This window comes from Oceanospirillum sp., from assembly GCF_982874595.1.
In genome coordinates this window covers 58,554-83,751 of record NZ_CEYNZH010000009.1, presented here as the reverse complement: position 1 = coordinate 83,751, position 25,198 = coordinate 58,554, and the positions used below count along the sequence as shown (strand labels likewise).

Here is a 25,198-nt window from a genome sequence, read left to right as displayed (position 1 = left end):
TTTCCGGCTGGAGACTGGTTGTTCTGTCAGGCTAAGGGCTTTCAACATCAGTAGAGAGGGTATCTGCAGCCGCGTTAGTCCTTAGGGTGTAACTTAGGCTCTGAACAGGCGTAGGAGAGATCTGAATCAACAATAAAGTGCCCTCTCAGAGCTGTTCGGCCCAGCAGCATGCGGTATGCCATGGTTTCGCGATCGGTGAGGGTAACTTCAGCCATCACTTTAACATCGCCTACATGCAGTTCGGTTTCGATAACATAGCGCTCTTCGGTGTGACCGCCAGAATCGCTGACAGCACGACGATCTTTGATCGGAGCCTCTACAATCAGTTCCGGCTCCTGCTTTTTTCTTAGCGGGTGCAGCCCGAAGCGAACCCAGTCGCGGCCATCTTTGCCTGTGAAGGGTTCAACAAAAAAAGCATGTATTGCCGATGTGCGGGCACCGGTATCCACTTTAGCGATCACTTCTTCCACGCCCAAAGAGGGAACTGCAATCGCTTCGCGCCAACCGACGATACTTTTTTTGGTGTGATGTTCTGTCATTTTTTTTCCTTACAGCGGGAGTTCATCCTGAATTACAGATTAGATGACTCTACGGTTTAATGCGCCTCAGATAAAGAGCGTGTCTCAACAATTCCCGGGTATACGAAATGTTTATGACAGGGTGGGGCGCAGAAAAGATGCGGCATTCTATGTCGGTAAAAACCAGCGTCAATAAAAAAATCAACGAAAACCGAAAAAAGATAAAATCCCTCTTTGTGGCGCTAAAAAAGCAGATCTGTCTGGCATTTGTGATGAAAATCACGGTCGGCAGATCAATTGATTACGGCCCTGATGTTTAGCGTCATAAAGAGCATCGTCCACTCGCTTAAGCCAGCTGTCTAATACCTGATCAGTCGACTTGTAGGAACTGACCCCCATACTGATCGTGACCTGCAGTTTGTGCTCTTCATAGGGGGTGACCAGTTGACTGATGCGTAGTCCCAGACGCTGGCCGATCACACAGGCGCCGTCCAGATCGGTATGAGGCAGCATAATCAGAAATTCCTCACCACCGAAGCGACCACAAAAGTCTGTTTTACGGAGTAGTTCTTTGCATATCTCAGCGATGCCCTTTAGCACCTCATCTCCCGCCAGATGGCCATATTGATCGTTAATCTCTTTAAAGAAGTCGATATCCAGCATCAGCATGCTGGAGGTATAGCGGTAACGGCGGCAAACGTTGAACTCGCGCTCTGTCAGTTCCATAAAGTATCGGCGGTTGGCCATACCGGTCAGAGCATCCAGGGTGGCGAGTTCTGATAAGCGGCGATTACTGGCTTCCAGTTCGATATTCTTTTGAGTGAGCTGTTGATTCATAAACTGCAGTTTTTCGACCCGGGTAAAGCCTTCTGTCTCTGCCAGTGTCTGAAGTTCGGCCTGTAAGGTAATGTTTGAGGGCGCAATTCTCACACGAGCAAGACACTCGTTCCCTAAGATTTCCAGGCTGGAAACCCGTGCCCGCATATTACGCTGCAGATGCAGGCTAAAGATTCCGGAGAGTTTACCGCAGAGAAATGGCAAAGCATGTTCTTCCTGCATATCCGGGAACAGCTGGTGTTCCCAGGGGTTTTTGATAATAAGCTGAGCAGAGGGCAGGGCATCGTCAAAACTGGCTCCGGTAATCTCCCCCCAGCCTGCGGTGGCAATCTTTTCACCCCAATGCAGCAGACCATTGATAAAAGATTCGTCGTCGTAGCGGGTAATGACTTCGTAGTCTGTTTCAGAGTGATGGCTGGCTGAGTAGGCAACCAGCAGAGAGAAGTAGGTTTCTCCCAGCTCTTCATAGAGGGGGACCATCATGGAGGCCAATGAAGGTTGTTGCCAGAAGAGGGTTGCTGGCTGCCCTAAAAAGAGCAGCCGATGCTGTTGATCATCCCAGTGAAGCCATTCCGGTAAAGCCATTCAGGTATCCTGCCCGCCATTTGAGTCAGCCTTGGTGGCTGTATGGCATGTTATTGGTGTTGATCCGGCTGAAGCCAAATAAGCCAAAATTGCTAACGCATAAACTTTACAAGTATAGATGGGATTTTTCAGAAAAGAGCAAAATCTATGGTTGTGCCTAACTAATTGATAGTGCTAGAATTACGCCCGTTGTTTGGCAAAGCACAGGCCCTTAAACAGGTTTAGGTGCTACCAAACAAAATTAGTGGTGGCCCTGTCGGTCCCCCCGCAACGATACCTCGTGAACCTGGTCAGGTCCGGAAGGAAGCAGCCACAGCGAGCGACTCGTGTGCCGGGGTGTGGCTGGCGGGGCCATCTCCATTTCAGGCCTCTGAAATCTATCCTCCGTTTCCCTATATCTACTATTTATACACAAGCACTCGTATTTGAGCGGGCTGTGGATATCTGTCTATTGATTTTCCCATCTATCTGTTTTCATCCGTAAACCCATTAATCCCCTCAACAATCTCCCGAAACAGTTTAAATCCCACCGGGATCAGCTCATCCGGAAAGTCATAATCCGGGTTATGCAACTGCGGGCTGGTGTCTCCTGCGCCGAGGGCGAACATGGCGCCTTGGGCAACTTCGGTGAAGATGCCGAAATCCTCTGACCATCTGAATCCCTCTTCGGGTGTGATCAATGGTGTACCTGTCGCTTCGCAGGCTTTTTTGACCTTCTGATAACCGCTGTCGCTATTGACGCTGGCGCGGAAAACATCATCCCACTCCAGAGAAAAACTCAGCTGGTGCTCATTGGCTTGTTGCTGAACCAGTTCTGTTGCCTGTTCGATCAGCTGGTTCATGGCTTCGTTGGTTGATGTGCGCAGGGTGGCCATGACGGTGGCTTCTCCGGGTGCGGTGCCGAAGGCGATCTCCCCAAGGTGGGCATAAACCACGGTGACCAGATTAAAGCCGGTCATCTGTCCTTTTTCTTGCTGTTGGGGCAGCTGATTCAGTTGCTGAATGATATTGCTCATGGCGAGTGCGGGGCTGATGCCATCTTCCGGATGGGCCGCGTGGGAGGTTTTGCCTTTCAGGCGGATAATCATGCCCCGTGATGCGCAGTTAAAGGCACCGGGCTTGCAATAAACCGTACCCAGAGGTTTGCCGGGCAGGTTGTGCAGGGCAAAGCAGTAATCCGGTTTCAGCTGCTCAAACTGATGATCGTGAACCATATTCACGGCTCCGGCACCGATTTCCTCCGCCGGCTGGAACAGGCAGATGACACGACCCCGTTGGGGGCGGTTTTCTGCCAGATGGCTACCTAACGCGGCGACGATCGCCATGTGGCCATCATGCCCGCATTTATGGGACACACCATCACACACGGAGCGGTAGGGCAGGTCGTTAATCTCCTGAATAGGCAGGGCATCCAGCTCGCAGCGGATCAGCGTTGTGGGGCCGGATTCTTTACCATCAAAACAGAAGGCAAGACCGTTACCACCGATATTTTCGAGGCTTTCATCAGGGGAAAAGCGGGTGAAGAGGTTTTTGATGCGCGCTGCAGTGGCTATTTCCTGATCAGAGAGTTCCGGATGCTGGTGCAGGGTGTGGCGAAACTGGATAAGCGCGTGATTGGACAGCATGGATGACTCCTGATTAAAGCGAATGCAGGCAGGATAGATGAAATCAGGTTTTGATTGAAGCCCTCCCTTTTTTCTCGAGGGCTGCTGCATTTTAAGCGTCTGGGCTAAGACAAGAAGGCTTATCCGGCCTTCTGATCGGTTTCTTCAAGGTTTTGTAGCAGGTCTTCCCGAATATCCATGTATTCAAGGTCGGGAATACCCAGATAACTCAGTACCCTGAGTATTTCCGGAGGTGACTCTTTGGAGTCATAAATACGCCAGAATCGACGGTAGCGGGAGCTGATATCTTTGGCTAACACGAGAATGCAGAGTAGGGATTTTGTTTCATCCGGCAAGCCGGCTTTGCTATCGAGAATACCGATGTAATGACGCTGACCTTCTATGGCGTCAGCGATTCGATCCGGCATAAACCAGTGTCGGGCAATCTCAGCACCCAGCGTGAAGTGATTGATGCCAAAGAGCTTTTCCTCCTGAGTGCTCAGGCCATAAAGATCTGATCCGTTAATATTACGCAGGAATGCTTTGTATTCGGGATGGGTTTCCAGCATGAGAGGGATAGCACAGTCGTGCATCATGCCCAGAGTATAGCTGTCGTGGGGATCAGGGTCGGATACCCGTTGGGCAATATCGGCAGACAGTTGGGCGACCTCGGTTGCGGTATCCCAAAAACGATCCAGCCGACCCTGTTTCCCCAGGGAGTTTTGCAGAGCGGCCAGCCGGATGACGGCAAACAGTTTATCCAGACCCAGCAGTGCGATGGCGTGCGTCAGGTCCGTAATCTTTTTACTCAGGCGAAACAGCGGCGTGTTTACAGCAGCCAGAACGCTCGTATAGAGGAAAACATCCTGCTTCAGAATTTCTGCGATCTCAGAAGCGGAAGGATTCTTTGCTTTCATCAGTTCAGCGATAGCAATAACGGCCTCAGGGCGAGCCGGAATTTTGTAGCGATGGCTGGGAGTGACATTCTGAGCTGTAGCTGCCATAAGGATGGTCCTGTTTAAAGGGGTAATGCAGGGGTATCTTTTTGGCATTGTATCAAACATTACGATGCTGTCGGTGAATAAGCAGGTCAAATCTTTATCCAGGTCAACAATTGATGTCCATTTGAAGGGGCCGCAGCACCCCGGTGATCGCTTTGAATCGACCGGGAGCAGCGAGCTGATGTTTCTCAGAGAGGGAGTGAGTGCTGAGGCCTCAAGCGGGATATTGCGCGATAAACTGATTGACTTTTTCCAGCACCAGAGAGGGCGCTTCCCGATGGGGAACATGATGCAGTCCTTTTAAAAGTTCCATTTGCACCGTACCTGTTACCCCTTCAGCGATACGCTTGGGCTGGTCTGCTGATCCGTATTCATCCTGTTCGCCATGAAGCACCAGCGTCGGGCAGGTGACCTGAGGCAGAACGTCATCAAGGGACCAGTGATCGAATGCGTCAGACAGCCAGCTATTGATCCAGGAGTCGAGCACCCAGCGGGTACGCTTGCCATGATAGCGGGCCAGTCGGTCCAGCTGTTTCTGATCTTTAAATAGTGCTTCCGCTTCACGAATGCCATCCCGGGTCAGGGGTTCAACAAAGGCCTGTGCGGCTTCTGTGATGAGCAGGGCGCATCGTTCAGGATGCTGTGCGGCTGAATGCACGGCCATTCCACCGCCCACGCTGTGGCCGAAAGCGATAAAGTGCTCCAGACCGAAGTCATCGCAGATCAGAGGAATAAAGCGCTCAGCCTCCAGGGGAATAAAGTTCGGATCAATGGCTTGTGTCACGGGGTCCGACAGACCAAAGCCCAAGCGGTCGTAGGCGATAACACTTCTGCCCGTTGACAGGGCTAAAGCTTCAGGAAAGTCTCGCCATAATCCGACAGAGCCTAAAGAGTCATGGTAGAGCAAAAAAGGGGAGGCTTTATGATCACCGCCTTCCGGCTGCCAGCGTCGGGCAAAAAGATTGCCGTAAGGTGTCTTAATCGTGCGGCTATCTGTCACGATTCTGGCTGTTGCTTCCAGTGATGCTGAGTCGGTTTTCGGTGCGGTTTGCAGAGGAGAATCCGTCATGATTTTCGATCCTGTTATTTTGTTTTTATTGTGTTTTCTGATGTGCTTTTCAGAGGCAAAATCGATACTGCATCCCATAATGCCAAGTATTCAGTTGGATTTCTTCGGCTCTCACCCTATTAGGTGAGACTCTATAGTCACTCTTTGGGCTGTACCGCGCGTCTTTATCGCTGATTTCTCAGGCATTGATTAATTAACCCCTGCTATTTTTAGCCCCGCTGATCTTTAAATCTGAATATTCGTATCCATCTGGAAAGTAACCAAGTCAATAAATCAACTTTGAACGATTTCTGGAGCAACTATGACTGATCTGTTTTCGCCGCTGAAACTGGGCGCTGTTGAAGTAGAAAACCGGGTACTGATGGCTCCGCTGACCCGCTGCCGTGCTGATGAGAATCATGTGCCGACCGACCTGATTGCAGAGCACTATGCGCAACGTGCTTCTGGCGGTCTGCTGATTGCGGAAGCGACCATGGCGATGGAAGGTAACTCTGCCTTCTGGCGTGAGCCGGGTATCTATTCTGACGCTCAGGTAGAAGGCTGGAAAAAGGTGACGGATGCCGTACATGCTAAGGGCGGCAAGATCTTCCTGCAGATCTGGCATGGTGGCCGTGCCTGTCATCCGGTACTGAATGACGGCAAACAGCCGGTTGCACCCAGTGCTATCGCGATTACCAATTCCGATATCCACACGCCGGAAGGCAAAAAGGCTTATACCGAACCCCGTGCACTGGACGATGCTGAAATTCCAGCCATCATTGATGGTTTTGTAAAAGCAGCAGAAAACGCCAAGCGCGCTGGCTTTGATGGTGTAGAGGTACACGGTGCAAACGGCTATCTGCTGGATGCCTTCCTGCGTGATGGTGCTAACCTGCGTGAAGGCCTTTATGGTGGTTCCGTCGAAAACCGCGCCCGTCTTCTGCTGGAAGTGATCGAAGCGGTCAGCAAGGTATGGGGTTCTGATCGGGTGGGTGTTCGTCTGTCGCCACTGAACAGCTTTAACAGCATGAAAGACAGTGATCCGGTTGGCCTGATGACCTGGCTGTCTGAAAAACTGAGCGGTTACAATTTGGCGTATCTCCACCTGATGCGTGCCGACTTTTTAGGTGAGCAGCAGATGGATGTGGTCACACCGGTGCGCGAGCATTATCAGGGAAATCTGATTGTGAACATGGGCTACAGCCCGCAGGAAGCGCAGCAGGTGGTTTCAGAGGGTATCGCTGATGCGGTTGCCTTTGGTGTGCCTTTCATCGCCAACCCGGATCTGCCCCGTCGTATTAAAGAAGGCGCTGAACTGAACCAAGCCGACCCGAAAACCTTCTACACTCAGGGGCGTGAAGGTTATAACGATTATCCATTTCTGGAAGAGCTGTCTCCGGCTTAATCACCTGACGGCAGAACAGAGGGAAAAATATGAGCGAAGCATCGCAGAACACAAGCTATACCCCACCCAAGGTCTGGAAATGGGAAGCGGGTAATGGTGGCAAGTTTGCCAATATTAACCGTCCCGTTTCCGGCGCAACGCATGAGAAAGCGCTGCCGGTGGGTGAACATCCGCTGCAGGTCTACTCACTGGCCACGCCAAACGGTGTCAAAGTCACCGTTATGCTGGAAGAACTACTGGAACTGGGTTTCAAAGAAGCAGAATACGACGCCTGGCTGATCGATATTATGGAAGGCGATCAGTTCAGTTCCGGCTTTGTGGAGGTGAACCCTAACTCCAAGATTCCGGCGATGATGGATCACAGTGTTAATCCGCCCCAGCGTGTCTTTGAGTCAGGGTCTATCCTGCTGTATCTGGCGGAGAAGTTCGGAGCTTTTATCCCGAAAGATCCTGTAGCAAAAACCGAGTGTATGAACTGGGTGTTCTGGCAGATGGGCGCAGCCCCGATTCTGGGCGGCGGCTTTGGTCACTTCTATGCCTACGCGCCGGAGAAGTTTGAATATCCGATCAACCGCTACACCATGGAGATCAAGCGTCAGCTGGATGTGCTGGATAAACGTCTGGCGGATAACCCGTATCTGGCGGGGGAAGAATACTCCATCGCCGATATGCTGGTCTGGCCCTGGTATGGTGCGCTGGTACTCAACCGGGTGTACGACGCGGCAGAGTTCCTTGAAGCTGACAGCTACACCCACGTGATGCGCTGGGCAAAAGCGATCGATCTGCGCCCTGCGGTTCAGCGTGGCCGCATTGTGAATCGCACCTGGGGGGAAACCTTCGAGCAGTTGCGAGAGCGTCATAGCTCAGAGGATATTGAGAAGGCCATTAACAGGTCGTGATCTTTATTCAGGAAGCAGTCTGGAGACGACTGCTTCCTGACGGTGCCTATGGCCGGTTTAGAATACCCAGCCAAGCGTTCCATAGAGACTCTGGGATGTGCTGTATTTGTCGGATGTGGCAGCAGCTTCAAGACCGACCTTGAGGTTTGGCAGACTGTCCGGTGCAGGTGTGTAATCAACAGCAATGCTGGCAATACCACCAACAGCAGAATCTGAGCTTTTGCTGCGATTTACCCTGTCGTATTCCCAGTCTGGGCCTACTCTGTCTTCTTCCCAGGATTGAGTGTGGCTGGATTTCTGCTCGTATTCGGTATAGGTCAAACCGAGGCCTGTTTTGAGCGTAAATTGTTTGCTCAGGTCCTGAAAATAGACGCCTTTTACTGCCAGTTGTTGCGTTTTTAAATCTGTTTCCCATTCTTCTTCATATTCATTGGGTGTTCCTCCACTGATACCTGACGGTAGTGCTGGAATCTCGCCAGGGCTTCTGGCCTGAATCTCTTTTTCGGCATCAGTTACCGTTTGACGGTAACTGACTTCTACCCCCAATGATTCATCACGATAACCCAGAGTAAAGCGCTGATCAGCGCTACTGGAGCCCGGTGTTAACCGGGTATTGTCTTTGAAAGTAACGGTATCATCATCCTTGTTGATTTGAGTTGTACCCAGACCAAATTGAATGTAGGTGTTTGCCATGGCCTGAGGTGTGCTCAGTAGCATAGGTGACACCAGAAGAAGTGGAAGTGCCAGATTCTTTTTCATAATAAGCTCCGTGCGATAGATGTATTTAATTACTAGAACTTGTGATTAGGGGTTAAGGATGGTTAGTGAATCGACGTCAAGCTCAGTCTCATAGTCTTCCTGATCCAGCTCTCCCTGAAGTAACAATTGGCCCTTGTGTGCAACAAGCTGGCCACGCCAAAGATGATTATCGATTTCAACCACAAGCGTTCCGCTAGCGTCTCTAAGTAGGTAATCATCGTCAGAAAGCCGTTCGCTGATATGACCTTTAACGCAGATAATGCTGTCGTCCGGAAGGTTTTTAGCTTCAGCTAAAGAGATTAGGGTCGTGCAGTCTGCACCATAGGCTTCGGCTGTAATAAGTAAGGCCAATGCTGATATCAAACGAGGAGAAGGACGCATACTAAGCTCCGTTGGTGATTCGGTAGGCTCAGTATCCGTAAACAAGAATTAAGTTTGTATTAAGTAGGCCCGGAGGAGGGGGTTAGGTGTTACTTTACGTTTGTATTTTGGGAAAGAGTAACGCTTAATCCCGGAGAGGCGTCTGCCAGCTTGAGGATGAATCCATGCTGCTCCGCAATCTGTTTGCAAATTGAAAGCCCTAGCCCAAGACCTTCTTTCCTCTGATCCTGCCGGACAAATGGTTCTAGCATTAGCTGACGTTGTTCGTCAGAAATACCTGGGCCATCATCTTTTAAAACCAGAAAGTCGCTTTTTTCTGGATTTAGTTCCAGAGATACCTGTGTTGCCCCCTTTGCATGCTTAATCACATTTAAAAGCAGGTTTTCTACCAGAAGACCGAGGAGTGTTGAGTCGCCTTTTAGCGGTATATCCTGAAGATTGAGACTCAGGCTAAGCCCGGCTGCTGAGATTCGGGGTTCCAGGCGTTGACAGACATCGATCAGAGTCGATTTCAGGTCTAGGGTTTCTGCTTGTTGTTGCCAGTAGCCGGATTCAATGCGGGCCAGAGTCATAAGCTGCTCTACAACCCTTATCAGCCTGTCTACTTCCTGGCGCATCGCTGCTAGGTCTGTATCAGGTAACGCAAGCTCAAGCTTTAAGGTTGCCAAAGGGGTGCGTAGCTCATGAGCCACGTCACTGGCAAAGCGTTTTTCTCTTTCCAGAGTTGATTTGATTCCCTGCATTAGCTGATTAAGGCTGACACTGATGGCCTGAAGTTCTGTCAGGCGTCCGGACGGTTCAAAGTCTGTCAGGTCATCGGCTTTGCGTTGTTCTATCTGGCGTACCAATTTGGATAGAGGGGAGGTAACGATACTAAGCAAGGCCATGAGTATCAGAAGACTGAAAACGTTACCAATGAGTACCGGTAGCAGGGTGTCTTCTATTACATCGCCCTTAATATCCGCTGCCATATCATCTCGTCTTAGCAGTTTGATCAGCAGGTTACCCTCTCTGAGTTGGTAGCCCTTCCAGGTATGCCCCTGAAATACCAGTTGAGTGACACCACTTTCCGGACTTCCGTAACTTCTTTCTATCTCAAGATTACTGACAAACCAGCCTTCTTTGATATGTTCGACAGAGATCAGAAAAGTGTCTTCGTCATCATCAATAAAAGATTCACTCAGAAACTGTTTTAATTCATCAGGTTCGATATGGCCTCGGTGAAGCATGCGTGACAGTAGCTCTGTTTGTTGACGAATATCCTCGTACAGAAGTTCGCTTAACTCATCATCAACGGCAAGCCAGGTAACGACAATGCTTGTCACAGCTGTTATCAACATGCTTAGGCCCAGAATCAGAGCCAACTGTTTGAGCTTAATACTCTTTTTCATCTAAAGGCTCTTTTTCATCTGAGGGCTCTTTTAGTCGGAAGCCATAGCCTCTTATAGTTTCGATACGTTCTTTGCCCAATATCTTTCTTAGTGCGTGGATATAAACATCTAATGTATTGGATTCTGCCTCACTGCCGAGACTGTAAAGCTGTTGCATGAGTTTAGATCGACTCACAGGCTGGGCGCCGGCATGAATCAGAACGCTTAGAATTTCATGTTCTTTCTTCGGGAGTCTGATTGGGCATTCATCAAGACAGAACCTATTCTGAACCGGGTCCAGAGTAAGGTTACCTGAGATGATAAGTTGTGATGCCTGGCCCGCAAGCCTTCTCAGTTGTGCTCTCAGGCGAGCAAGAAGTTCGTCAGGTTCAAAAGGCTTAACCATGTAATCATCGGCTCCCATATCCAGTCCCAGCACCTTGTCATCAAGACTATCCCTGGCCGTTAGGATTAGAACCGGAGTTGTGTTTGAGTTTTGGCGGATAGATTGTAGAAAAGTGATGCCGTCGCCATCAGGTAGGCCCAGGTCAAGAAGGATAAGATCGTAATCCTGGGCTAAAAGGTGGTTTTTTGCATCAGACAGAGATCTAACCCACTCAACCCGGTAGCTGCTTTTAAGGAGCCTAATGAGCGCACTGCCCAAAGGTAGGTCGTCTTCAATCAATAACAAGTGCATGTTAAGCCAATGGTGTAGAAAGAATGAAAAAGATAGCTTGAAAGCCTGTCCTGTATTGTATCGATAATAACTTAATTTTTTATTAACCATTGGCAGGCCTTTTTCAGAGAGGGGCTGACCTTTTAAAGCTTCCGGGTTTACCGGATGACTGAGATTAAGACTGCAGGGTCTTAACCTCAGTTTTTGGCTTGAATGACCTTCCTTCCTTTCTATGTTTCGTTCAGCCTCCGTATCCAAAACGGGTCATTTCTTATGGTGCACCCTACTGCTTCGTCTGTTCTTTCATGGTGCGAGCGCCATGGCTTTCTGTGGGCGCTTTTCAAGCTTTTTGCTTTTAACTCTCTGAAAGTATTGCGGTTTCCTAAACGTGGCACAATTCTTCAATATTCCTTGTAAGAAATATATTTTCTCAAAAAGAAAGGGGATGTTATGAAGCTAGTGAGTGCAGTAATCAGACCCCATGCATTGAACGATGCACGGGAAGCGTTACAAGAGCTGGGCGTGAACGGCCTTACCACCACAGAGGTTCATGGTTATGGGCGACAAAAAGGCCATACCGAGCTTTACCGGGGCGCAGAGTACAGCGTGGAGTTTCAGGCGAAAGTGAAAATTGAAGTTGCGGTCAAAGATGACTTTGTTGACCAGGTGCTTGAAGCCATCACAAAAAGCTGCAGCAGCGGCAAAGTCGGTGACGGCAAGATTTTTGTTTTAGATATCGAGCGGGCTGTCCGGATTCGTACCGGTGAAACAGGCGAGCAGGCACTTTAGGAGTGAAAAATGGATAACTTAGTCATTGAAATTGGTTACGCCCTGGATACGTTTTATTTCTTAATAAGCGCTGCTTTGGTGATGTGGATGGCCGCTGGTTTTGCCATGCTGGAAGCTGGTTTAGTAAGAAGTAAGAATACGGTAGAGATTCTGAACAAGAATGCACTGCTCTACGGCATCGCCTGTATTGTTTACCTGTTTGTTGGCTACAACATTATGTATCCGGCTAACCCGGTTTCTTCTGTCATTCCGGGGATTGATTTCTTCCTGGGGGCGGATAACGCAACCGCTGATGTGGTATCGGGTGCTGAAGGTGCGCCGTATTACTCCAGCATGTCTGATTTCATATTTCAGGCCGTTTTTGCCGCAGCCACCATGTCGATTGTGTCCGGTGCTGTAGCTGAACGTATGCGTCTTTGGCCTTTCCTTATTTTTGCCATTGTGATGGTTGCTGTGATCTATCCGGTTGAAGGTTACTGGAAATGGGGTGGTGGTTTCCTGGATGAGATGGGTTTTCAGGATTTTGCCGGTTCTGTCGTGGTTCATATGGCGGGTGCCTCTGCAGCCCTGGCTGCGGTGATTATGGTTGGTCCGCGTAAAGGCCGCTACACGAAAGAGGGTAAACCTGTTGCGATCCCTGGGGCTAACCTGCCGATGGCGACCTTAGGTATGTTTATTCTCTGGATGGGCTGGTTCGGTTTCAACGGCGGTTCAGAGCTGAAAATTGCCAATGTTGAAGAAGCTAATGCGGTCGCTAAAGTCTTTGTGAATACCAATGCCGCTGCGGCTGCGGGTATGGTTGCAGCCGCACTTCTGGCGCGATTCCTGTTTGGTAAGACAGATCTGACGATGACGATCAACGGCGCACTGGCGGGGCTGGTTGCTATTACAGCGGAACCTCTGATGCCTTCTGCTGCTATGGCGACCTTAATTGGTGCTGTAGGCGGTTTGGTTGTGGTGGGCTCTGTTCTGTTACTGGATAAGCTGAAGCTGGATGATCCGGTTGGGGCTATCTCCGTGCACGGATCGGCAGGTATCTGGGGCATCTTTGCGGTGCTGATCAGTAATCCTGATGCAACCTTTATGAATCAGTTGATTGGAACGGTTGTTGTGTTCGGCTGGATGTTTGGTGCCACGATCGTAACCCTAATGGTTATCAAACTGATCATGGGACTTCGTGTGAGTGATGAAGAAGAGATGGAAGGCATGGATGTTCACGAATGTGGCATGGCAGCCTATCCGGAATTCACTAACGACAAGTAATTTTTAATGTCTTGCAATAACTAGAAAGACCCTCCGATGCTTTACCCATTGCGCTTACCGGTTTTATCAGAGCCAGGTAAGCGCTTTTTTGTTTCTGTCAGCCGGTTGCTATCACTTCCTACCTATTTATTCTGAGTAATTGATGATCGACAGTAGCTGAAGCGGTACATCGTAAAGCTGCTCCGGTCCATGAGGAACTTCTGCGTCAAAGGTGAGGCTGTCACCGGCGCTCATCTCATACAGGTGATTGCCATGACGGTATTGAAGACGACCTGAAAGAAGATAAACAAACTCCTGACCCGGGTGAGAGAAGGTTGGAAAAACCTCTGCCAGATCATCCATCGTAATTAGAAATGCCTCAAAGTTTTTCTTTCCACCACGTTGATACGTTAGCAGCTGGTAGTTATGACCCTTATCGGTTCCCCGTCGCACAACCTCTAACCCTTCACCCGCTTTTGTGAACTGAGCGCTGCCTTCCGGGCGGTTGTAGTCAGTAAACAACGTTGAGATTGACAGCCCAATGGCGTTGCACAATCGATTCAGGGTCTCGAGGCTGGTGGATACCTGGGCATTCTCAATTTTGCTGATCATACCCTGACTGATATTGGAGATACGGGCGACATCGGTAATTTTAAGTCCCTGTTCAACTCGGGCTTTCTTAACCACCATGCCGATGTACTGATCGAGACTGAACTCCTCAGTGCGGTTCTGATCCATTTTTTTGCTCCAATTTAATGCGGCGGTGCACTGGATTTGCGCGTAATGCCTGCAGTTTCCCCAATAACAACTGGTGCATTATACCTTGTACTTTTCGTAATCAGTATTCTTGGCAGGAAATATATTTTCACTTCTGTATAAAAATCAAAGGGTTAGTTATTTTGAGAATAAAATATTCCTGCTAGGAAATTTTCTGGCATGACGGTTGCTTTCTTGTATGTAAATAAATATTCCTGAAGGGAAATTAAATCGCCTGACGGGAAGGTAAGAAACCTAAACGATTTAGGAGTGACCCGATGCCGATAGATGTAGAGCGTTTCTGTGACGAGAATGACATCAAGTATGTGCTTGCACAGTTTGTTGATATTCATGGCGTTGCCAAAACGAAATCCGTGCCAGCCCATTGTTTGATGGATGTCGTTGAAAAGGGCGCTGGCTTCGCTGGTTTCGCTGTATGGGGTTTAGGGATGGAGCCGCACGGCCCGGACTTTCTGGCCCGTGGCGACCTGAGCAGCCTGAGTATTGTTCCCTGGCAGCCGGGTTACGCCCGAATCGCCTGTGATGGTTATGTGGAGGGTAAGCCTTATCCCTATGACAGTCGTGTTGTACTCAAGCAGCAACTGAAACGATTGAGCAGTCGCGGCTGGACACTGAATACCGGTCTGGAGCCTGAATTTTCACTGTTTAAACGTAACAGCGATGGCTCCCTCGGGCCGGTAGACGATACCGATACGCTGACTAAACCTTGTTACGACTATAAGGGATTATCCCGCTCCCGTGAGTTTCTGGAAAAACTGGTTGATAGCCTGCAGAAAGTCGATATGGATGTTTATCAGATCGATCATGAAGACGCCAACGGCCAGTTTGAGATCAACTACACCTATAGCGATGCACTAACCTCGGCAGATCGTTTCACCTTTGTGCGTATGGCTGCCGGTGAGATTGCCAACGACCTGGGTATGGTGTGCTCCTTTATGCCGAAACCCGCATCCGACCGCACAGGTAACGGTATGCATTTCCACCTTTCCATCTGTGATGAGAGTGGCAAAAACCTGTTCGGGGATGACAGCGACAAGCACGGTATGGGGCTATCGAAAATGGCCTATCACTTCACCGCCGGCTTGCTTCACCACGCCAAGGCGCTGTGTGCCATCTCTGCACCTACGGTGAACTCTTATAAACGACTGGTTGTGGGCGGCTCCGCATCCGGAGCCACCTGGGCTCCGGCCTATATCTGCTACGGCGATAACAACCGTTCTGCCATGGTGCGTATCCCTTACGGTCGCCTTGAATTCCGACTGCCGGACTCCGGCTGTAACCCATACCTGGTACACGCGGCACTGATTGCAGCCGGTATGGATGGTATTGAACGTGAGTTGGAAGCCGGAGATCCGGTGAATGAAAACCTCTACGTCATGAGCAACCAGGATCTGGCCGAGAAAGGTATTGAGATTCTGCCCCAAAATCTGGGTGAGGCAGTGGATGCCCTAGAGGCAGACACTGTGTTGACTGAGGCCTTGGGCAAAGACCTGATGGCCGAATTTATCAGCCTGAAACGAGATGAGTGGATCGATTACTGCCGCCATGTCAGTGACTGGGAAGTTGCCCGTTACGGTGAGTTCTTCTGATCTGATCTGAGTTTTACCTATTTTCCAATGGATAGAGCCCGCTTAAGACTGTTTTAAGCGGAACGGCTTCGCTCGACCTGATATCAGCGGGCGAGTCGGATGTTGTCTCTTTGATATGACTTTTTATGACTCTTTTTTGAAGTGAGGATGATGCGATGTGTGGAATCGTAGGTCTCTACCTGAAGAACCCCGCGTTGGAAAGCCAGCTGGGCGCCCTGTTTGAACCCATGCTGATCGCGATGACCGACCGTGGCCCCGACAGTGCCGGTTTTGCGATTTATGGTGATGAGGTTGCTGATGGCACCAAACTGACCCTGCGCCATGAAGATGTGAACTACAACTGGGAAGCGCTGGCCGAGAAGGTACGTGCTGAGCTGAATGCTGAGGTCAGCTGGTTTCAGAATGACACCGTCGCCGTGTTCAAAATGCACTGTGATGCCGACAAAGCGACAGTCTTTATTGAAACCCATACGCCTGAAGTGCTGATTCTGAGTGCTGGCCACTCTATTGAGATCCTGAAAGAGGTCGGCCTGCCGGAAGTGATCGCAGAGAACTTCAGCCTTAAGGGGATGCAGGGCACGCACATCATCGGTCATACCCGTATGGCGACTGAATCCGCGGTCACTATGGCGGGTTCTCACCCGTTTTCAACCGGTGAAGACCTGTGTCTGGTGCACAACGGTTCCCTTTCTAACCACAACCGTCTGCGTCTGGAGCTGAAGCGACAGGGCATTCATTTTGAAACAGAAAATGACTCTGAAGTGGCTGCCGGTTATCTGATGCATCGACTGCAGCAGGGCGACACCCTGAAACAGGCTCTGGAGAACGCCCTGCAGGAGCTGGATGGTTTCTTTACCTTCACCATTGGTACACGGGACGGTTTTGCTGTGGTACGTGACCCGATTGCCTGCAAGCCAGCGGTTCTGGCTGAAACTGACGACTACGTGGCAATGGCCTCCGAATATCAGGCCCTGACCACGCTACCGGGCATTGAAAAGGCGAAAGTTTGGGAGCCGGAAGCGGCCAAAATTTACGTTTGGGAACGCAGCTAAGCGCATCGGCTGACACGGTTAAATACGAGGAAACTGGATTATGAAAACACTTGATTTGGCAACAAACTCGCTGCGCGAAGTAAATCAGGCTCTGCATGAGCAGTCCGGCGAGTGTACTGAGCGTGAATGGAAGATCACCGGTGCCAAGGGCGACCACAATATCGCCTGCGGTCTGGATGCTGCGCTCAGTGTCGATATTGAGGGACATGCGGGTTACTACTGCGCGGGTATGAATAAAAAAGCCCATGTGGTCGTTCATGGTAACGCCGGTCAGGGCGTGGCAGAAAACATGATGTCCGGCATCGTTCGCGTTAAAGGTCAGGCGTCCCAGTCTGCCGGTGCAACTGCCCATGGTGGTTTGCTGGTGATTGAAGGTGATGCTGGCGCCCGTTGCGGTATCTCCATGAAAGGTGCCGAGATTGTTGTCGGTGGTGATGTGGGCCACATGAGCTGCTTTATGGCGCAGGCTGGCGCGCTGGTGGTCTGTGGTGATGCCGGAGACGCGCTGGGTGATTCTCTTTATGAAACCAAAATTTTCGTGAAAGGCAGTGTGGCCTCGCTGGGTGCCGATTGTATCGAAAAAGAGATGCGCCAGGAGCATCTGGACTACCTGGCCGATCTGCTGAACCGCGCAGGTATGGATGAAGATCCCGCAGATTTTAAGCGCTATGGCTCTGCCCGTCAGCTGTATAACTTCAAAGTCGATAACGTCAGCGCCTACTGATTTCGCAGATACGAGGATAAGAAGATGAGTGAACAAGATCTGAACGTAAAAGCTGGTCTGCGTGAGTCAGCAACCTTTGATGCGGCGACCATGACTGAAATCCGCCGTGCTGCGGAAAGTGGCATCTACGACATCCGTGGTTTTGGTGCTAAACGCAAAGTGCCGCATTTTGACGATTTGCTGTTTCTGGGTGCTTCCATGTCCCGTTACCCGCTTGAGGGTTACCGTGAGAAGTGCAACACCCAAGTGACGTTAGGTACCCGTTTTGCCAAAAAACCTATTGTGATCGAAACCCCGGTCACGATTGCGGGTATGAGCTTTGGCGCATTGTCGGCGAATGCTAAAGAAGCACTGGGCCGGGGGGCTTCCGCTGTTGGCACCTCAACGACCACAGGTGATGGTGGTATGACCCCGGAAGAGCGAGGACAGTCCACTAAACTGGTCTATCAGTATCTGCCATCCCGCTACGGTATGAACCCGGATGACCTGCGCAAGGCTGATGCCATTGAAGTTGTCCTGGGACAGGGTGCTAAACCGGGTGGCGGCGGCATGCTGCTGGGGCAGAAGATTACCGATCGTGTTGCGCAAATGCGCACACTGCCAATGGGAGTTGATCAGCGTTCCGCTTGTCGTCACCCGGATTGGACCGGGCCGGATGATCTGGCGATTAAGATTCAGGAGCTGCGTGAAATCACCGACTGGCAGGTGCCTATTTACATCAAAGTGGGCGCAACCCGTACCTACTACGACGTCAAACTGGCGGTTAAAGCCGGGGCAGATGTGATCGTAGTCGATGGGATGCAGGGCGGTACGGCTGCTACTCAGGAAGTCTTTATCGAGCACGTGGGTATTCCGACGATGGCGGCTATTCCTCAGGCGGTACAGGCGCTTCAGGAGATGGGGATGCACCGCAAAGTTCAGCTTATCGTGTCCGGCGGTATCCGCAATGGCGCTGATGTGGCTAAGGCGATGGCGCTGGGGGCTGATGCTGTGGCAATCGGCACGGCAGCCCTGGTGGCATTGGGTTGTAACCACCCTAAATGGGATGCCGAATTTAAAAAGATCGGCTCTGCTGCGGGTTACTACGATGATTACCATGAAGGTAAAGACCCTGCGGGTATCTCCACTCAGGATCCTGAGTTGAGCAAGCGTCTTGACCCGGTTGAAGGTGGTCGTCGCCTGGCGAATTACCTGCGGGTTCTGACCATGGAAGCACAAACCCTGGCACGGGCCTGCGGCAAGAATGACCTGAGAAATCTGGAACCGGAAGATCTGGTGGCACTGAACGTAGAAGCCGCGGCTATGGCGCGTGTTCCTCTGGCGGGGACCAGCTGGATTCCGGGGCAGTCTTTCTAAACCGATCGTCTGATCCTTATCCGACCGGAGCTGCTTCGGTAGCTCCGGCACAATTTAACACCAGAACAGTTTTTTTATTCAAAGCATTTCGCTTTGCGGGTTTCTGCACCCTGAAAAAAGTAAACAGGATTTTGAAAATGCCTCATGCAACGAACAAAACCGAATACATCCTACGAACAACCTGCCCGGCTGGAAGCGGCATTGTGGCCGATGTTGCGGGTTATCTGACCAAGCAGGGCTGTTACATCAGCGAGCAATCGCAGTTTGATGATCAGGACAGTGGCAAATTCTTTATGCGTACACGTTTTCATTTTCAGGGAGAAGGCTCAGCCGAAGATACCGGAAAAAGTATTGAAGAGGGTTTTGCCGAGGTGGCCAAGCGCCTTGATATGGAGTGGACGCTGCACAATGCCTGCGCGCCGGTCAAAACGGTGATTATGGTTTCTAAGGCGGATCATTGTCTGAGTGATCTCTTGTATCGCAAAAACAAAGGCGATCTGAATATCGAGATCACCGCTGTTGTGTCGAACCATCAGGATCTCCGTCCGATGGCCGAGCGTGAGGGTATCCGTTTTGTACATTTACCGGTGACGAAAGAGAACAAGTCACAACAGGAAGAAGCGCTGCTGGATATCGTTAAAGAGACCGATTCTGAACTGGTCATTCTTGCCCGCTATATGCAGATCCTTTCTGACAATCTCTGTGGGCATCTGGCTGGCCAGGCGATCAATATTCACCACTCCTTCCTGCCGGGCTTTAAAGGTGCGCGACCTTACTATCAGGCCTATGACCGTGGCGTAAAGCTGATTGGTGCTACGGCGCATTATGTCACCGCTGATCTGGATGAAGGTCCGATTATTGAGCAGTCAGTGCAAACGGTAGACCACACCATGGGGCCGGAAATGCTGACTACGGCAGGCCGTGACACCGAGACGGTTGCTTTGGCCCGGGCGGTGAAACTGCATACCGAGCATCGTGTCTTTGTGGATGGCAACAAGACGGTTGTCTTCAAGTAGGAGGGGAGATCATGGCGACACGAATTGACGGAAAAGTGATCTCCGCTCAGGTGCTGGAAGAGGTCGCAGAGGATGCAGCAGCATTCCATCAGACCTTTGGCCTCAAGCCGGGTCTGGCGGTTGTACTTGTGGGAGACGACCCTGCCAGTCAGGTTTATGTGCGTAACAAAATCGCCCGTGCTACCGAGTCAGGTATTAACTCCATTGAACACCGTCTGCCTGCTGAAACGACTCAGGACACTCTGAATAGCCTGATCGATGCGCTGAATGCTGACCCTGAGGTGCATGGCATTCTGGTACAGCTCCCTTTGCCCGCTCATCTGGATGAAGAGCAGGTGATTGCTGCGATCTCATCCGCTAAAGATGTGGATGGCTTCCACCCGGAAAATGTCGGGGCCTTGAGTGTTGGTAAAGACTCTCTGGTGCCCTGCACACCTCAGGGTTGCATGATCATGCTGAATAAAACACTGGGTGACCTATCCGGAAAGCATGCGGTGGTGGTCGGCCGCTCCAATATTGTCGGCAAACCGATGGCCGCTCTGTTACTGAAGGCGAACTGCACCGTGACGGTTGTGCATTCGCGCACGCCTGAGCCGGAAAAACTGGCACAGCAGGCCGATATTCTTGTCGCGGCAGTCGGTATCCCTGAAATGATCGGCCCTGAATGGGTTAAGCCCGGTGCCACCGTCATCGATGTGGGGATCAATGTCATCGAGCGTGATGGTAAGCGCAAGCTGGTCGGTGATGTGGACTATACCGCCGTTGAAGCGCTTGCTCATGCCATTACCCCGGTGCCCGGAGGCGTCGGTCCTATGACGATTGCCTGCCTGATGAAGAACACTCTGATCGCCGCAAGACAGCAACAGTCGTAAGTGGTTGGCCGCCCGCCAGCAGCCAGGTGAAACATATTGCATCAGTTGATCTGATGAGACAGGAGAAGGTTTATGCCTTTTGCACTTCTAAAATACGGTCTTAACGGTGACTTTCCTTTTGAGAAAGATGCCGACCTACCCCCGCCAACCTCGCTGAAAAAACGCTATGACGTTGTGATTATTGGCGGAGGTGGCCATGGTGTTGCGACCGCTTATTACCTTGCCAAGTATCACGGCATTACCAATGTAGCGGTTCTGGAAAAAGGATACCTGGGGGGTGGTAACACAGCCCGAAATACCGCGGTGATCCGTTCCAACTATCTCACCTCCGATGGGGTTAAGTTTTACAGTGAGTCGGTAAAACTGTTTCAGGATCTGTCCAACGAATTTGATTTCAACATCATGTATTCCAAGCGGGGTCAGCTGACGCTGGCGCATACCGATGCGGCTATTCGTGGCTTTCGTCAGCGAACCGAAGTGAATAAACACTTCGGTGGTAAGACCGAACTGATCGGCCCACAGGAGATTCGTGAACTGGTACCGACCCTGAATATGAATCCGGGTCACCAGCCGGTTTTGGCTGGACTCTGGCATATGGATGGAGCGACGGCCCGTCATGATGCCGTGGCCTGGGGATATGCGAAAGGTGCTACCCAACGGGGCGTTGAACTGCACCAGTTGACGGAAGTAACCGATGTGCTGGTTGAAGAGGGTGCCGTCAAAGGCGTGAAAGTTCGTCAGGGCAGTGCCGAGCACACCATAGAGTGCGGCGTGGCGGTTCAGGCCGTGGCCGGTCACAGCTCTTTGATGGCTGAGAAAGCGGGTTTCCGCCTGCCGATTGTGACGTATCCGCTGCAGGCAATGGTGACTCAGCCTGTTAAGCCTTTCCTTGATCCTCTGGTCAGTTCTCCGGCATTTCATTGTTATGTCCAGCAAACGGGGCGTGGGGAGCTGGTGTTTGGTGGCGGTTCTGACCCTTATCCGCTTTACAACAGCCGATCAACCCTTGAGCTGAAAGAGCAGCTACTGGCCCATGCTGTCGAGCTATTCCCGTTTATGGCCAACCTGAAGCTGATGCGTCAGTGGACGGGCCTGACGGATATGACCTCAGATTACAGCCCGATTATGGGGGAAAGCCCGGTGAAGAATTACTACCTGGATGCGGGTTGGGGCACCTGGGGCTTTAAGTCGACACCTATCTGCGGTCAGACCATGGCGGAACTGGTCGCTACAGGCAAAACACCCTCATTGATTAAGCCCTTCGGAGCGGATCGTTTTAACGACTTCAGACAGGTCAATGAAATGGGCGCTACCGCAGCCTCTCACTGATGGCTTTGTGGTCGAACGGCGAAATGAATTATGGAGAGTCGGGGATAGATTATGAAACTCATGACGTGCCCTTTGAACGGGCTTAGAAATATCAATGAATTTATTTTTGGTGGAGAGGTCACTCCGTTGCCTGCACTGGAGGCCCCCGATCAGGAATGGGCTGAGCATACTTTTTACAGCTATAACGGTACCGGTGTTGTTCGTGAGTGGTGGTATCACAGTGCGTCCGGTTATTGGTTTGTGGCTGAGCGTGATCGTACCAGTGATCAGATTATTAAAACTTATGACCCCAGCGAGTTGGCTTCTGAGATCAGCACACCTGCCTTTGGCATGGGTGAATCAAGCGCGGAGGTAACATCATGAGCAGGCAAGCAGCGGTTTCCCGTCCTCGTTTACCGGAACCTATGGGGTTGATGCTGGATCGTCAGCAGAGCGTCGAGTTTGAGTTTGAAGGTGAGCGTATCCTTGGTGTTAAAGGCGATACTTTAGGTAGTGCTCTTTTGGCCAATCGTCAGTGGGTCTGGTCGCGTTCATTTAAATATCATCGTCCCCGAGGGCCTCTGACGCTGTCCGGACATGATGCCAACAGTCTGGTTCAGCTACCGGATGAGCCTAACGTACTGGCTGATCGCCATCTGGCCAGCAACGGCATCAGCATTGGCGGGCAAAATGTAAACGGTAGTCTTAAAAAAGACAAAGACGCTATTCTGAACCACTTTGGCCGCTTTATGCCGGTGGGTTTTTACTACCGCGCTTTTTACAAGCCAAAAGGCGTTTGGGATTGGTGGGAAAAACAGATCCGGGTTAAGGCAGGGCTGGGGGTTGCAGATCTCTCGTTTAAGCCGGAGTACTACGACAAAGCCTTTTTGCACCATGATCTGGTTGTGGTCGGTTCCGGCCCGGCAGGGCTCTCTGCCGCTTTGAAGGCTGCAGACAACGGAGCGGATGTTCTGTTGCTGGAAGAGAATCCTGTTCTGGGTGGTGCCTTGACCTATTCCGAGTTCAGTGGCTGCGACAATCCGGAACAGCTGCGCCAGGATCTGGTTGCCCGCGTCGAACAGCATCCTAATATCTCCGTGATGACCGAGGCGACGTGTAATGCCTGGTTTATGGATAACTGGCTACCGGTGCTTAAGGCCAAGCGTCTTTATAAGGTTCGTGCCAAACAGTGCGTGATGGCGACCGGTGCTTATGAGCAACATGTGGTTTTTCGGGGTAATGATCTGCCGGGGGTTGTGTTGTCCAGTGCTGCCATGCGCATGATGAAGCTCTACGCGGTGAAACCCGGTGAGCGGGCTGTGGTACTGACCGGCAATGAAGATGGCTATCTGACGGCCCTGACGCTCAAGCAACAACAGGTTAAGGTCTGTGCCGTGGCGGATATGCGTCAGGAATCTGAACTTTCAGCCGCAGAACAGGATCTGGTCCGTCAGTTGGTGAGCATGGGTGTGGATGTTCGCTTCAGTCAGACGGTTTATGAAGCAAAAGGTGATCTGCACCTGAAGTCTGTTGAGCTACGTACCATTACCTCTCCCGGTGAAGTGGGTAGCGATTACGAAATTATTCCCTGCGATCTGCTCTGCATGTCTGCCGGGTATATGCCCGCCTATCAGTTACTGTGTCAGGCGGGTGGTCAGCTCTCTTACAGTGATGAGCGGGCGGCATTCTCACTGAAAAATCTGCCGGAAAATCTGCATATCGCAGGCTCTGTGAACGGTATCTACTCTCTGGCATCGGTCATGCGGGATGGTGAGCGCGCAGCCATTCAGGCGCTTAATGCGCTGGAGCTGGCATCAGAGCCGGTACCTGTCGTTGAGTGCCACAAGAAGGTGAATTTCCACTGGCCGATCTTTAAGCACCCTAAGGGCAAAGATTTTGTCGATTTTGATGAAGATCTGCAGGCTAAAGATATTATCAACGCGACCCGAATGGGCTATCGCGATGTTCAGTTGGTGAAACGATTTTCAACCGTTGGTATGGGCCCCAGTCAGGGTCGGCACTCGGCACTGCCGACTGCGCGTTTGGTAGCCAAAGCAACTCAGCGAACGGTATCCGAAACCGGTGTTACAACCGCAAGACCTCCTCTGACTCCTGAAAAACTGGCTTACATGGCCGGTCGTGGTTTTGACCCTTATCGCCAGACGGCAATGCATCATCGTCATCTTGAGATGGGAGCGAAGATTATTCCGGCAGGTCTCTGGATGCGTCCGGCTTTTTATCCGGCAGCTGATCAGAGGCTGCAGGGCAGTGAGGCCAGCCCGCTGTTGCCGAAAGCCCGACAGATCCGTAATGCCTGCATCGAAAATGAGTCCAGTCATGTGCGTCAGAAAGTAGGGCTGATCGATGTTTCCACTTTAGGGGGCATTGAGTTGCGCGGGCCGGATGCCGCAGAGCTGATGAATCGCATCTACACCTTCGGTTTTCTGAAACAGCCCGTGGGTAAAACCCGCTATGCCGTATTGACCAATGATCAGGGCGTGGTGATTGATGATGGCGTAGCCTGTCGCTTTGATGAGGATCACTTCTACGTTACGGCAACGACGACAGGGGTTGATACGGTCTATCGCCTGATGACCTTCTGGAACACGCAATGGCAGTTGGATGTTGATATTACGAATGTCAGTTCAGCCTATGCTGCCGTCAACCTGGCTGGCCCGGATAGCCGTAAGGTGCTGGAACGTCTGACGGATCAGGATCTGAGTCCGGAAGGTTTCCCTTACCTGGCCTGCCGGGAAGGCTTTCTGGTTATTCCGGACAGCGAGCAGAAAATTCCGGTTCGTATGCTACGGGTCGGTTTTGTTGGTGAGTTGGGGTATGAGCTACACGTTCCCGCCCGCTTTGGTGAGGTCCTCTGGGATCTGCTGATGGACGCCGGACAGCCATTTGATATCCGTCCCTTTGGTGTCGAGACCCAGCGTCTGCTACGTCTGGAGAAAGGACACATCATCATCGGGCAGGATACCGATGGTATGAGTCATCCCGGAGAGGTTGCTTTGGGTTGGGCGGTCAGCAAGAAGAAGCCTTACTTCAACGGCTGCCGGGCGGTCGATATTGTGATGAAACGCCCTCAAACCCGAAAACTGGTGGGTTTTGTTCTGCCAAAAGAGCTTGTGGCACAGAACCGGAAGCCGGAAGAGGGACATATTGTTCTGTCTGGTGCGGGTGCTGATGCTGAGATTACGGGCAACGTTACGTCCTGCGAATACTCGCCAACGGTTAATGCCATTATCGGTATGGCTTATGTGGCGGTTGAGCAGTCTGAAGTGGGTTCGGTCTTCCCGATTCGTGTTGATGGCGGAGCTGTTGTGATGGCGGAAGTCGCAGCCTTACCTTTTTACGATCCGGAACAAGCCCGGCAGGAGGTTTAAA

The 25,198-nt window shown here is 51.2% G+C and carries 23 protein-coding genes and 1 other RNA gene; 14 read left to right on the top strand and 10 right to left on the bottom strand.

Features of this window, described 5'->3' with window-relative positions; translation table 11 throughout:
• Positions 1 to 74: 74 nt before the first annotated feature.
• Both AC4GL5_RS06200 and AC4GL5_RS06195 read right to left on the bottom strand, forming a co-directional pair.
• Entirely contained in the window at positions 75 to 539 is a 465-nt protein-coding gene (locus AC4GL5_RS06200) for an ATP-dependent zinc protease family protein (RefSeq protein WP_490381926.1), read from the bottom strand.
• A gap of 258 nt (positions 540 to 797) precedes the next feature.
• Positions 798 to 1,940, bottom strand: coding sequence for a GGDEF domain-containing protein (locus AC4GL5_RS06195; RefSeq protein WP_490381925.1), 1,143 nt, complete (start codon positions 1,938 to 1,940; stop codon positions 798 to 800).
• 254 nt (positions 1,941 to 2,194) lie between these two features.
• Here AC4GL5_RS06195 and ffs point away from each other — a divergent pair.
• Positions 2,195 to 2,291: signal recognition particle sRNA small type (gene ffs, locus AC4GL5_RS06190), an RNA gene on the top strand.
• A 113-nt stretch (positions 2,292 to 2,404) separates the two neighbouring features.
• Here ffs and AC4GL5_RS06185 read toward each other — a convergent pair.
• The 3 genes from AC4GL5_RS06185 to AC4GL5_RS06175 all read right to left on the bottom strand — a co-directional run bounded on the left by AC4GL5_RS06185 (position 2,405) and on the right by AC4GL5_RS06175 (position 5,614).
• A complete protein-coding gene (locus AC4GL5_RS06185) occupies positions 2,405 to 3,565 on the bottom strand; it encodes an amidohydrolase (protein ID WP_490381924.1) in 1,161 nt (386 codons plus the stop codon).
• 119 nt (positions 3,566 to 3,684) lie between these two features.
• Complete coding sequence (locus tag AC4GL5_RS06180) at positions 3,685 to 4,548, bottom strand: HDOD domain-containing protein (RefSeq protein ID WP_490381923.1); 864 nt, start codon at positions 4,546 to 4,548, stop codon at positions 3,685 to 3,687.
• Positions 4,549 to 4,759: 211 nt separating this feature from the next.
• The gene (locus AC4GL5_RS06175; protein ID WP_490381922.1) at positions 4,760 to 5,614 is read right to left on the bottom strand and encodes an alpha/beta fold hydrolase; all 855 of its coding nucleotides are present in this window, start codon (positions 5,612 to 5,614) and stop codon (positions 4,760 to 4,762) included.
• Positions 5,615 to 5,915: 301 nt separating this feature from the next.
• Between AC4GL5_RS06175 and AC4GL5_RS06170 the strand changes: the two genes are divergently transcribed.
• Positions 5,916 to 6,998: an alkene reductase gene (locus AC4GL5_RS06170; protein ID WP_490381921.1), complete on the top strand. Its 1,083-nt coding sequence runs from the start codon at positions 5,916 to 5,918 to the stop codon at positions 6,996 to 6,998.
• A 29-nt stretch (positions 6,999 to 7,027) separates the two neighbouring features.
• Positions 7,028 to 7,897, top strand: coding sequence for a glutathione-dependent disulfide-bond oxidoreductase (gene yghU, locus AC4GL5_RS06165; protein ID WP_490381920.1), 870 nt, complete (start codon positions 7,028 to 7,030; stop codon positions 7,895 to 7,897).
• A gap of 57 nt (positions 7,898 to 7,954) precedes the next feature.
• Here the strand turns inward: yghU and AC4GL5_RS06160 are convergent, their stop codons facing one another.
• The 4 genes from AC4GL5_RS06160 to AC4GL5_RS06145 form a co-directional block, all read right to left on the bottom strand.
• The gene (locus AC4GL5_RS06160; RefSeq protein WP_490381919.1) at positions 7,955 to 8,656 is read right to left on the bottom strand and encodes an AcfA family outer membrane beta-barrel protein; all 702 of its coding nucleotides are present in this window, start codon (positions 8,654 to 8,656) and stop codon (positions 7,955 to 7,957) included.
• A 45-nt stretch (positions 8,657 to 8,701) separates the two neighbouring features.
• On the bottom strand, positions 8,702 to 9,037 hold the full coding sequence (locus AC4GL5_RS06155; RefSeq protein ID WP_490381918.1) for a YgiW/YdeI family stress tolerance OB fold protein: 336 nt from the start codon (positions 9,035 to 9,037) through the stop codon (positions 8,702 to 8,704).
• Between the two features lie 89 nt (positions 9,038 to 9,126).
• On the bottom strand, positions 9,127 to 10,428 hold the full coding sequence (locus tag AC4GL5_RS06150) for an ATP-binding protein (protein ID WP_490381917.1): 1,302 nt from the start codon (positions 10,426 to 10,428) through the stop codon (positions 9,127 to 9,129).
• Positions 10,412 to 11,341, bottom strand: a complete 930-nt coding sequence (locus AC4GL5_RS06145) for a response regulator (RefSeq protein ID WP_490381916.1) — start codon at positions 11,339 to 11,341, stop codon at positions 10,412 to 10,414. Before AC4GL5_RS06145 ends, AC4GL5_RS06150 begins: the two co-directional genes overlap by 17 nt.
• Positions 11,342 to 11,533: 192 nt before the next feature.
• Here AC4GL5_RS06145 and AC4GL5_RS06140 point away from each other — a divergent pair, with 192 nt between their 5' ends.
• Positions 11,534 to 11,872 (top strand): P-II family nitrogen regulator, encoded by a 339-nt coding sequence (locus AC4GL5_RS06140; RefSeq protein WP_490381915.1) that lies wholly within the window; start codon positions 11,534 to 11,536, stop codon positions 11,870 to 11,872.
• Between the two features lie 9 nt (positions 11,873 to 11,881).
• Entirely contained in the window at positions 11,882 to 13,135 is a 1,254-nt protein-coding gene (gene amt / locus AC4GL5_RS06135; RefSeq protein WP_490381914.1) for an ammonium transporter, read from the top strand.
• 126 nt (positions 13,136 to 13,261) lie between these two features.
• Here amt and AC4GL5_RS06130 read toward each other — a convergent pair whose 3' ends face one another.
• The gene (locus tag AC4GL5_RS06130; RefSeq protein ID WP_490381913.1) at positions 13,262 to 13,852 is read right to left on the bottom strand and encodes a helix-turn-helix domain-containing protein; all 591 of its coding nucleotides are present in this window, start codon (positions 13,850 to 13,852) and stop codon (positions 13,262 to 13,264) included.
• A 296-nt stretch (positions 13,853 to 14,148) separates the two neighbouring features.
• On the opposite strand from AC4GL5_RS06130, the gene glnT reads away from it, so the two are divergent.
• The 9 genes from glnT (at position 14,149) to AC4GL5_RS06085 (ending at position 25,197) form a co-directional block, all read left to right on the top strand.
• Positions 14,149 to 15,480 carry a type III glutamate--ammonia ligase gene (gene glnT, locus AC4GL5_RS06125; protein WP_490381912.1) on the top strand — a complete coding sequence of 444 codons (1,332 nt, stop codon included), beginning with the start codon at positions 14,149 to 14,151 and terminating at the stop codon, positions 15,478 to 15,480.
• A gap of 155 nt (positions 15,481 to 15,635) precedes the next feature.
• Positions 15,636 to 16,532, top strand: a complete 897-nt coding sequence (locus AC4GL5_RS06120; RefSeq protein WP_490381911.1) for a class II glutamine amidotransferase — start codon at positions 15,636 to 15,638, stop codon at positions 16,530 to 16,532.
• 40 nt (positions 16,533 to 16,572) lie between these two features.
• Positions 16,573 to 17,256, top strand: a complete 684-nt coding sequence (locus tag AC4GL5_RS06115) for a protein glxC (RefSeq protein ID WP_490381910.1) — start codon at positions 16,573 to 16,575, stop codon at positions 17,254 to 17,256.
• Between the two features lie 24 nt (positions 17,257 to 17,280).
• On the top strand, positions 17,281 to 18,612 hold the full coding sequence (locus AC4GL5_RS06110) for an FMN-binding glutamate synthase family protein (RefSeq protein WP_490381909.1): 1,332 nt from the start codon (positions 17,281 to 17,283) through the stop codon (positions 18,610 to 18,612).
• A gap of 137 nt (positions 18,613 to 18,749) precedes the next feature.
• Positions 18,750 to 19,628, top strand: coding sequence for a formyltetrahydrofolate deformylase (gene purU / locus AC4GL5_RS06105; RefSeq protein ID WP_490381908.1), 879 nt, complete (start codon positions 18,750 to 18,752; stop codon positions 19,626 to 19,628).
• An 11-nt stretch (positions 19,629 to 19,639) separates the two neighbouring features.
• A complete protein-coding gene (gene folD, locus AC4GL5_RS06100) occupies positions 19,640 to 20,500 on the top strand; it encodes a bifunctional methylenetetrahydrofolate dehydrogenase/methenyltetrahydrofolate cyclohydrolase FolD (protein ID WP_490381907.1) in 861 nt (286 codons plus the stop codon).
• Between the two features lie 72 nt (positions 20,501 to 20,572).
• Positions 20,573 to 21,829: an FAD-dependent oxidoreductase gene (locus tag AC4GL5_RS06095; protein WP_490381906.1), complete on the top strand. Its 1,257-nt coding sequence runs from the start codon at positions 20,573 to 20,575 to the stop codon at positions 21,827 to 21,829.
• Positions 21,830 to 21,880: 51 nt separating this feature from the next.
• On the top strand, positions 21,881 to 22,192 hold the full coding sequence (locus tag AC4GL5_RS06090) for a sarcosine oxidase subunit delta (protein ID WP_490381905.1): 312 nt from the start codon (positions 21,881 to 21,883) through the stop codon (positions 22,190 to 22,192).
• Positions 22,189 to 25,197, top strand: coding sequence for an FAD-dependent oxidoreductase (locus AC4GL5_RS06085; RefSeq protein WP_490381904.1), 3,009 nt, complete (start codon positions 22,189 to 22,191; stop codon positions 25,195 to 25,197). Before AC4GL5_RS06090 ends, AC4GL5_RS06085 begins: the two co-directional genes overlap by 4 nt.
• Position 25,198: the final 1 nt, after the last annotated feature.